The organism is Arthrobacter pullicola, assembly GCF_014836875.1.
Classification (GTDB): Bacteria; Actinomycetota; Actinomycetes; order Actinomycetales; family Micrococcaceae; genus Arthrobacter_B; species Arthrobacter_B pullicola.
Map to the genome: position 1 here is coordinate 77,968 of NZ_JACSQC010000010.1, position 8,766 is coordinate 86,733.

Sequence of the window (8,766 nt, forward strand, 5' to 3'; positions counted from 1 at the left end):
GTTCTAGATGTGCAAAAGGCTGGGCGCTGCTCCGAGCAGGCTCTTGGTGTAATCGTTGGTGGGCCGGTCGAAGACCTCGCGGGCGGGGCCTTCCTCGACAATGCGCCCGTAATACATCACGCAGATCCGGTCCGAGACATAGCGGACGGTCTGGATATCGTGCGAAATAAAGACCATGCCGAGGTTCAGTTCCCGCTTCAGGTCGGAAAGCAGGTTCAGGACCTGCGCACGCACCGAAACATCCAGGGCCGACGTCGGCTCATCCGCCACGATCACCGACGGATCCAGGCACAGCGCCCGGGCGATGGCGACGCGCTGGCGCTGGCCGCCGGACACCTGGTGCGGGGTGACCTCGGCCGCGGACTGCGGCAGGCCGACCAGGCTCAGCAGTTCCCGGACCTTGGCCAGCCGGGTCTGCTGGTTGCCGATGCCGTGCACCTGGAGCGGGTCGGTCAGGATGTCCTGGATGGTCATGCGCGGGTTCAGGGCGGTGGCCGGGTCCTGGAACACCACGCCGACGGCGCGGCCGAAGGTCTTCTTCGAGGAGGAGGCCCGGGTGCTGACCTTGGTTCCCTGGAAGAGGACTTCCCCTGCCGTGGGCTCCTGCAGCCCCACCAGGACGGAAGCCAGTGTGGACTTGCCGCAGCCGGATTCACCCACGATACCCACGGTTTCACCGCGCCGCACCGTGAAGTCCACCCCGTCCACGGCCTTGACGATGTTCGGCCGGAACAGGGATCCGGTGCGGGCCCGGTGATGGACCTTGATGCCCTTCAGTTCCAGGACCGGGCTGGTGCTGCTCTCCGTGCTCATGCTTCCTGCCTTGCGCTTGTGCCGGTTTCCACGAGGTCGCCGGTTGTCTCATGGCTGGCCCAGTAGTGGTTGGTTTCGCCCACCTGGACAAACTCCAGGACCTGGTTCGGATCGGCGTCGGGCCGCAGCGACCGCTCGGCGAAGCGGTCGCCCGGGGCGAAATCCCGGGGGGAGGGGACGGTGCCCTGGATCTGGTGCAGGCGTTCGGCGCCGGCCTCGATGGACAGTACCGCTCCCAGCAGGCCGCGGGTGTATTCGTGCCGGGGGTCGCCCAGCAGGTCCGGAACGTCCCCGGACTCAACCACCTGCCCGGCGTACATCACCGTGACCCGGTGGGCCAGCGAGGCCACCAGGGCCAGGTCGTGGCTGACGAACACCATCGCGAAGCCGAGCTGCTCGCGCAGTTCGTTGAGCAGGTCCACCACCTGCTTCTGCACGGTGACGTCCAGCGCGGTGGTCGGTTCGTCGGCGACGACGATCTTCGGGGAACGGGAGAGCGCCATAGCGATCAGCACGCGCTGGCGCTGCCCGCCGGAGAGCTCGTGCGGGTAGCTCTTCAGGGTGCGGTCCGGATCCAGCTTCACCAGCTCCAGCAGTTCCCGGGGGCTCTTGCGGCCGCCGCGGCGGGTGAGCTGGGCCATCTGGTCCTTGATGAGCATGGACGGGTTCAGGGAGCTCAGCGCGTCCTGGTAGACCATGGCGATCTGCTCGCCGCGCAGCCCCTTGTAGAGCTGGTCGCGCTCCTTCGGATCATTGGTGAGCAGTTCCTTGCCGTTGAACCGGATGGACCCGGTGAGCTGTGCGGTGCGGGGGAGCAGGCCCATGATCGCCAGGGAGGTGATGGACTTGCCGCAGCCCGATTCGCCGACCAGGCCCATGGTTTCGCCCTCGCGGACGGTGAAGCTGACCCGGTCCACGATGGCGGTGTCGCCGTAGCGTTCCGGGAAGCGGATAGAGAGGTCCTTCACTTCCAGGATCACCGGGGCGTCCGCGGCCACGGCGGGCAGCCGGTCGGTGCGGGACGCCTCGACGGCGGCGAGCATTTCCAGCTCGGCGGCGAGGGCTTCCAACGAGCCGGGTTTGTGAACGTTGGCGCCCAGGGAGGTCTGGGCTTCTTCCGCGGCCGGCCGGCCGCCGTCGGACTCTGTCAGCGAGGTACCGGCTGCATCCAGGGCGGAGGGCTGGGCGGCGGTGGCAACGGCCTCCACGGCGGCAGGTGCCTGTGCGCCGTTCCGGGGCTTGCGGATCCTCGGGTTGACCATGGCATCGGTCAGCCCTTCGGCGAGGATGTTCAGGGCCAGGACGGTCAGCAGGATGGTGATGCCGCCGAAGGTGGTGGGCCACCAGGAGCCGCTGAAGACGACGTTGCGGCCGTCTGCCATCACGTTGCCCCAGGATGCGGCGGGCTGCTGCACGCCGGCGCCCAGGAAGGACAGGGAGGCTTCCAGGATGATGGCGTCGGCGACCATCACGGTGGCGAAGACCAGCACGGGGGCGGCGCAGTTGCGGGCGATGTGCTTGAGCAGAATGTAGGTGCGGCTGGCGCCGATCACGCGCTCGGCGCGGACGTAGTCCTCACCGTACTGGGCCAGCACGTTCGCCCGGACCACGCGGGCCAGCTGCGGGGTGTAAACAATGGCGATCGCGAGGATGATCACCGGAACGGTGGAGCCGAAGAGGTTCAGTGAGTGGTCGCGCAGCGCGAACAGCAGGGCGGCGGCCAGAGCGATACCGGGGAAGGCCATCATGATGTCGAGGATGCGCATCACGGTTTCGCTCACGGCCTTGCGCGACGTCGCGGCGACGGCGCCGAGGATGGAGCCCAGGATCAGGGCCAGGGCGACGGCGCCGAGGCCGATGGCGATGGACACCCGGGCTCCGTAGAGCAGGCGGGAGAACACGTCGTAGCTGGAGCCGTCGGTGCCGAAGAGGTGCTCGCTGCTCGGCGGGAGCACGGGTGCGCTGGATTCGTTCTCGCCGAACGGGGCAAAGAAGGGCCCGACGATCGCGACCAGGACAATAAACGCCAGGAATCCGAGGGCGAGTTTGGAACTGAGGTTCAGAGCGGTGAAGCGTGCTCCGGTATTGCTGAGCCGTTCGGCCAGTGAGTTGCGCATGGTTACACCGTCCGGATTCGGGGGTTGATGGCCAGGTAGAGCAGGTCAACCACAATGTTGACCAGGACAAAGGCGACGGCGATGGTGAGCACCGCGCCCTGGACCAGGTTGGTGTCCGACGTCGTCAGGCCCACCACAATCAGGTCGCCCATGCCGTTGAGGCTGAAGATTTTTTCGATGACGACGGCGCCGCCGAGCAGGTAGCCGACGCGCAGGCCCAGCACGGTGACCGGGGTGACCAGGGCGTTGCGCAGGACGTTGCGGGCCACCACGGTGCGGTAGGGGACTCCGTTGCCGATGGCGGTGCGGACGTAGTCGCGGTCCAGCTCCTCCACCATGGAGGTGCGCACCACGCGGATGAGTGACGCCGAGACGGGAATGCCCAGGGCCAGTGCCGGCAGGGCCATGGAGTAGAGCCAGCCCACGAACCCGTACTGTTCTGCCCAGGCCAGCCCGCCGGTGGGGAAGATGGATCCCTCAGGCAGGGCGAACCACTGGATCAGCAGGATCGCCAGCCAGAAGGACGGGGTGGCGATGGCCGCGATGGAGAAGATGCGGATGGCCTGGTCCGGCCAGCGGTCCCGGTACAGGGCGGCGGTGATGCCGAGCGTGAGGGCCAGGACAACGGCCAGCACGATGCCCAGGAAGGTCAGCTGCAGGGTGACCGGGAAGGCGGAGGCGATTTTGGTGGCCACGGACTCTTCGGGCGGATTGGTGACGCCGAAATCCAGCCGGATAACGCCGCCCAGGTAGCGCAGGAACTGGACGACCAGTGAAGCGTTAAGGCCGCGTTCTTCGCGCCAGGCCTCTTTGGCTTCCTCGCTGGCGTTCTCGCCCAGAACGGCGGTGGCGCGGTCTGCTGGAACCACGGACAGCACGATGAACACCATGACCGTCACGCCCAGCAGCATGATCGGCAGGGCAGCAAGCCGGCGCCCAAGCAGGCGGATAAACATTGTCACTCGATTACTCCAATGCGCAGGAAAAAAGTCCGGCGGGGCGCCGTTGGGGGCGCCCCGCCGGGGATGTGCCGTTACTTGCGGCCGACTCCAACAAAGGAGACACCGGTCGTGGGCAGCGGCTGGAAGCCGTCCAGCGCGTTGCCGTCCCAGGCGGTGGGCAGCTTGCGGTGGAACAGCGGGTACAGCGGGACTTCCTCGGAGACAATGTCCACTACGTTGCCGTGGATGGCCTTGGCCTTGTCGGCATCGAGCTGCACGGCCTCGTCCAGCTTGGCCTGGACATCCGCGTACTCCGGGGTGGTGTTCCAGCCGGCGCGGTTTTCCATCCAGGTGGCACCGCGGTAGAACCAGCTGAGCAGGATGTCGCCGTCGTTGCCGAAGACCGAGGGGTCACCCGGTGCGCAGAGCACATCGAAGTTCTTGCCGCCCACCTTCTCCGGGGCGTAGACCGCCGCGGACTGCAGGATTTCCAGGGTGGTGGTGACGCCGATGGCGTCCCAGTATTCCTTGATCAGCGGCACCACGCGGGTTACCCACCCGGTGTCGGTGGAGGTCAGCGTGATGCTGATGTTCTCTGTGCCGGCCTCCTTGAGCAGGGACTTGGCCTTCTCGGCGTCGTACCCGTACACACCGGCAGCCTTGGTGTAGGAGGGGTGGCCCTCCTGGAAGTAGGACGACGCCGGGGTGGCGTTGCCCAGCAGCGCCTTGGTAATGACGGCCTCGGTATCGATGGCGTAGTGCAGTGCCTGGCGGACGCGCTTGTCGGCAAACTTCTGGCAGTTGAACATCAGGAACAGCAGGCCGAAGGACTGAACGGACTCCACCTCGACCTTGCCGGCAAGCTGGTCCACATCCAGGTACGGGACGTCCTCAATGGCCTGGGTCCGGGACGGAACGGCAGCCACACGGGCGGCCGGATCGGCCAGCAGCAGCCAGGTCATGTCCGCCACGCGGGCCGGGTACTTGCCGTTGTAGTCGTCGAACTTCTTGAAGACGATCCGGTCTTCCTTGACCGCGGAAACCAGGCTGTAGGGTCCGGAGCCGACCGGCTTGAGGTCGAAGCCCGCGGGATCTGCGGTCACAACGGCCTTCGGCACGATCTTGATGACGGAAATACGGGGGCTGAAACCCGGGAACGGGTATTTGAGCTTGAACTGGACGGTGGAATCGTCCTTGGCGGTCACAGCGTCGATGAAGGGGATGAACCCTGCAAACAGCGACTTGTTCGCCGGGTCGAGGACCCGCTCGTAGGAGAAGACAACGTCTTCCGTGGTGACCGGATCGCCGTTGTGGAACTTCGCGCCGCTGCGGAGCTTCACCTCGTACGTGGTGTCATCGACCTTGACCGGCTCTGCTGCCGCCAGTGCCAGGTACGGTTCCCGGGTTGCCGGGTGAAGTTCGGTCAGGCCCTCAAACACGTGCAGGTTCGCGGCCAGGGGGGTGGCTCCCGTGGAGAGCATGGGGTCAAACCCGGTTGAGAGCTGGTAGGAAATGCCGGCCTCGATCGATCCCGTGCCTTCAGCGGCGGCAGCGCTGCCGCCCGTGGCCGGGCTTCCACCGGGGCTGCAGGCCGAAATCGTGCCTGCGAAAGCTGCGGCGGCACCCATGACGCCCGCCAGCTTGAGGAAATTGCGGCGGCTTGAGTCGTTCAGCAGCGCGCCGGTTTCAAAAGACTTGCTCATCTATTGCCTCGCCATCCATGTCACTTATCGGACGTAGGATGTCCGATGCTTGTTCAGAACTGTAAGGTTCCTCACAACAGAACGTCAAGCGAATCACAATTAAGAATCAACAACCCTGTCGTAAAGATAGGACATCCTATATCCTGTGAGCATGCGGGTACCGCAAGGCCGCTTGCCCACCTTTTCCGTTGTCCCAGGAGGACCCATGAGCCTGCCCTACGCCTCACCGCCGGCGGCCCGGTTCAGCGCCCAAAACCGCTCGCGGGCGCTGCAGGCCGACATTATGGAGCTGATTCTCGAGCGTGACCTGAAGGCCGGAGACGCCCTTCCCACCGAAGCGGAGCTCGTTGCGGCGCTGGGCATCGGCCGGAACACGCTGCGGGAAGCCCTCAAAGTGCTCCAGGCCCTGGGTGTTGTGGAGATCCGGCACGGTTACGGCATGTTTGTGGCCCCGGCGAACTTCGATGCCCTGGCGGACGGACTGACCTTCCGTGGCCGGCTCTCCCTGCGGCATGAAGGCAAAGAGGCGCTGCAGCTGGTGGATGTCCGGCAGGCACTCGAGGCCGGGCTGATCGGTGAAGCGATGGACCTGTGGACGCCGGAGCACCTGGCGGAGATCGAGGAAACGGTCCGGGCCATGGAAACCGCGGCGGCGAGCGGAAAGACGTTCACCGAAGTCGATGAGAAGTTCCACTACCAGCTCTTTGAACCCCTCGGCAATGAGCTGCTCTCCAACCTGATGTCCGTTTTCTGGAAGGTCTACCGCCAGATCCACCATGAACTGGGCGGGGAGCAGGTCAACCTGATGGAAAACGCCGCCGTCCACCGCGGCATCGTCGAGGCCGTCAAGGCAGGAGACAAGGAGCTGGCGGCCGAACGGCTGCGGCGGCACTTCGACGGAATACGGGCCCAGCTGGCGAAGCTGCGTGATGCTCCGTGAATACTCGAATGCTGCGCGGTACCGCCGCCGTCTCAGTTCAACGCCTGGCACCCGAAGACCTCGGTCCGGCAGCCGCGGACTGTGTATTTGAAGCGCTCGCAGCGCGGCCCAAGCCGGTAATCGGAGTTGCCACCGGCTCGTCGCCGTCGCCGTTGTATCAAGCGCTGGCCGCCAGTCCCCGGGACTTCGGCAGCGCCACCTGGTTCGCGCTCGACGAGTACGTGGGGCTGCCGCAGGGCCATCCCGAGAGCTATGCGGAGGTGCTGCGCCGCGAAATCATCGAACCCCTCGGCCTTGATCCCCGGACGGTCCACCTGCCCAACCCGCACACCGGGGACCACCAGGCCGCCTGTGCCCGGTACGAACAGCAGATCGCGGAAGCCGGCGGAATCGACCTGCAGATCCTGGGGATCGGGCGCAACGGGCACCTGGCTTTCAACGAACCCGGCGGAGCACTGGATTCCTGCACCCGGCTGGAAACCCTCACCGAGGACACCCGCAGCGCCAACCAGCGGTTCTTTGACTCTCCCGAAGACGTTCCGACGCACTGCCTTACCCAGGGGCTGGGCACCATCCTGGCGGCCCGGCACCTGCTCCTCATCGCCCAGGGCGCCGGCAAGGCGGAGGCCCTCCGCGCCGCGCTGAAGGGTCCGGTGAGCCGGGATTGCCCGGCATCCGTCCTGCAGCTGCACAGCCGGGTCACTGTTCTGGCCGACGCCGAGGCGGCGTCACTGCTCTAGCGGCGCCGCTGCTTCAGCCGACCCGCCGCTCCCACCGAAAGGCCACGCATGACCGTCAACCAGGCAAAGCCTCCCCATACCCCGGCGCAGCCTTCCCCGGCACCCGGCCGTGCGTTCGCGCAGGCCGGGCCCGCTTCGGGTGAGCGGGTGCGCACTGTGCTGCGTGGGACCGTGCTGCGTGGACCTGAGGCGAGGGGGGATGGTGTTAGCGGGACACAGGCCCTGGCGGATGGTGCAGTTGTAGTTGACGGCGAGGAACTCAGCTATGTGGGGCCGGGTGCAGGCGTGGTGACCCGCCCGGGCGACGTCATCGTGGAGCTTGCTGCCGGCGAGGTGATGGTTCCCGGACTGGTGGACCTGCACTGCCACGGCGGGTACGGCGTCGACTTTTCCGGTGCGGATGCGCACCAGGCGCGCCAGGCCGTTGAAGCACTGCACGCCACGGGGGCGACCACCGTAATGGCCAGCCTGGTGACGTCTGCCCCGCAGACACTCCTGCGGCAGCTCGCCCTGCTCGCGGACCTGGCAGAGGAAGGCCTGGTAGCCGGCCTGCACCTGGAGGGGCCGTTCCTTGCTGAGGCGCGCTGCGGTGCCCAGGATCCCAAGCTGCTGCGCGATCCGGACCTCGGCCTGGCACGGGAGTTCATCGGTGCGGCGCGTGGCCAGCTGCGCACCATGACCTATGCACCTGAACTGCCCGGAGCCGATGCCCTGGTGGAGCTTCTGGCGGAGAATGGTGTGGTGCCTTCGCTGGGACACACGGCCTGCTCGCCGGAGGCAGCCGCGCAGTCGCTGGCACTGGCGCGGCAGTTCCTCGCGGCGTCCGGTGTTCCTCAGCCGGCTGCCCGGCCCACCGTCACCCATCTGTTCAACGGGATGGACCCCATGCACCACCGGGCGCCCGGGGCCTTGTCCGCCTGCCTGCGCGCCGCGAAAGCCGGTGCTGCGGCGGTGGAGCTCATCGCGGACAACACACACCTGGACCCCTACCTCGTGGCCACCATGTTCGACCTGCTGGGTGCGGAAAACATTGCCCTGGTCACGGATTCCATGTCGGCCGCCGGCCTGGCCGACGGGCAGTACCAGCTGGGACCCGCCGAAGTGACGGTGCAGCAGGGGGTTGCCCGGCTTGCTTCAACCGGATCCATTGCCGGCGGCACGGCCACCATGCTCGACCTGGTCCGCAACACGGTCGCTGCCGGAGTCAGCCTCACTGATGCCGTCACCGCGGCTGCCGCAGTGCCGGCGGGGGTCCTGGGCCGCGGCCAGGAGATTGGCGTTCTTGCCGCGGGAGCCGCCGCCGACCTCCTGGTGCTCGGACCGGGTCTTGAACCTGCCCGCGTGATGCGCCGGGGCCGGTGGCTGGCCCCGCAGCTGGCCTGACCGCCGGGTTGTCCCGCCTCCCGGCCGCCAGCCCAAGGGGCCAGTCCAGCCAGGGGGGTGCCTCTATGGTTTTCGTCAAGCGGCTGAGGGCAGGTTCTTGGGCACGGGGTCTTCGAACAAGGTGCCGTC

Annotated in this window: 7 protein-coding genes; 3 read left to right on the plus strand and 4 right to left on the minus strand. The window is 66.8% G+C overall.

What is annotated here, in order from left to right:
• Positions 1 to 3: 3 nt before the first annotated feature.
• The 4 genes from H9638_RS16470 to H9638_RS16485 all read right to left on the minus strand — a co-directional run bounded on the left by H9638_RS16470 (position 4) and on the right by H9638_RS16485 (position 5,574).
• Entirely contained in the window at positions 4 to 813 is an 810-nt protein-coding gene (locus tag H9638_RS16470) for an ATP-binding cassette domain-containing protein (RefSeq protein ID WP_191749274.1), read from the minus strand.
• A complete protein-coding gene (locus tag H9638_RS16475) occupies positions 810 to 2,930 on the minus strand; it encodes a dipeptide/oligopeptide/nickel ABC transporter permease/ATP-binding protein (protein WP_191749276.1) in 2,121 nt (706 codons plus the stop codon). The genes H9638_RS16470 and H9638_RS16475 overlap by 4 nt, the downstream gene beginning before the upstream one ends.
• Before the next feature lie 2 nt (positions 2,931 to 2,932).
• Positions 2,933 to 3,892 (minus strand): ABC transporter permease, encoded by a 960-nt coding sequence (locus H9638_RS16480; protein WP_191749278.1) that lies wholly within the window; start codon positions 3,890 to 3,892, stop codon positions 2,933 to 2,935.
• 71 nt (positions 3,893 to 3,963) lie between these two features.
• Positions 3,964 to 5,574 carry an ABC transporter substrate-binding protein gene (locus tag H9638_RS16485; RefSeq protein ID WP_191749280.1) on the minus strand — a complete coding sequence of 537 codons (1,611 nt, stop codon included), beginning with the start codon at positions 5,572 to 5,574 and terminating at the stop codon, positions 3,964 to 3,966.
• A 205-nt stretch (positions 5,575 to 5,779) separates the two neighbouring features.
• On the opposite strand from H9638_RS16485, the gene H9638_RS16490 reads away from it, so the two are divergent.
• From H9638_RS16490 to H9638_RS16500, 3 genes are read left to right on the plus strand one after another with little or no spacing between them, the layout of a single operon-like run.
• Entirely contained in the window at positions 5,780 to 6,514 is a 735-nt protein-coding gene (locus tag H9638_RS16490) for a FadR/GntR family transcriptional regulator (RefSeq protein WP_191749282.1), read from the plus strand.
• Between the two features lie 8 nt (positions 6,515 to 6,522).
• Positions 6,523 to 7,254: a glucosamine-6-phosphate deaminase gene (locus tag H9638_RS16495; RefSeq protein WP_191749284.1), complete on the plus strand. Its 732-nt coding sequence runs from the start codon at positions 6,523 to 6,525 to the stop codon at positions 7,252 to 7,254.
• A gap of 48 nt (positions 7,255 to 7,302) precedes the next feature.
• The gene (locus tag H9638_RS16500; RefSeq protein ID WP_191749286.1) at positions 7,303 to 8,637 is read left to right on the plus strand and encodes an N-acetylglucosamine-6-phosphate deacetylase; all 1,335 of its coding nucleotides are present in this window, start codon (positions 7,303 to 7,305) and stop codon (positions 8,635 to 8,637) included.
• Positions 8,638 to 8,766: the final 129 nt, after the last annotated feature.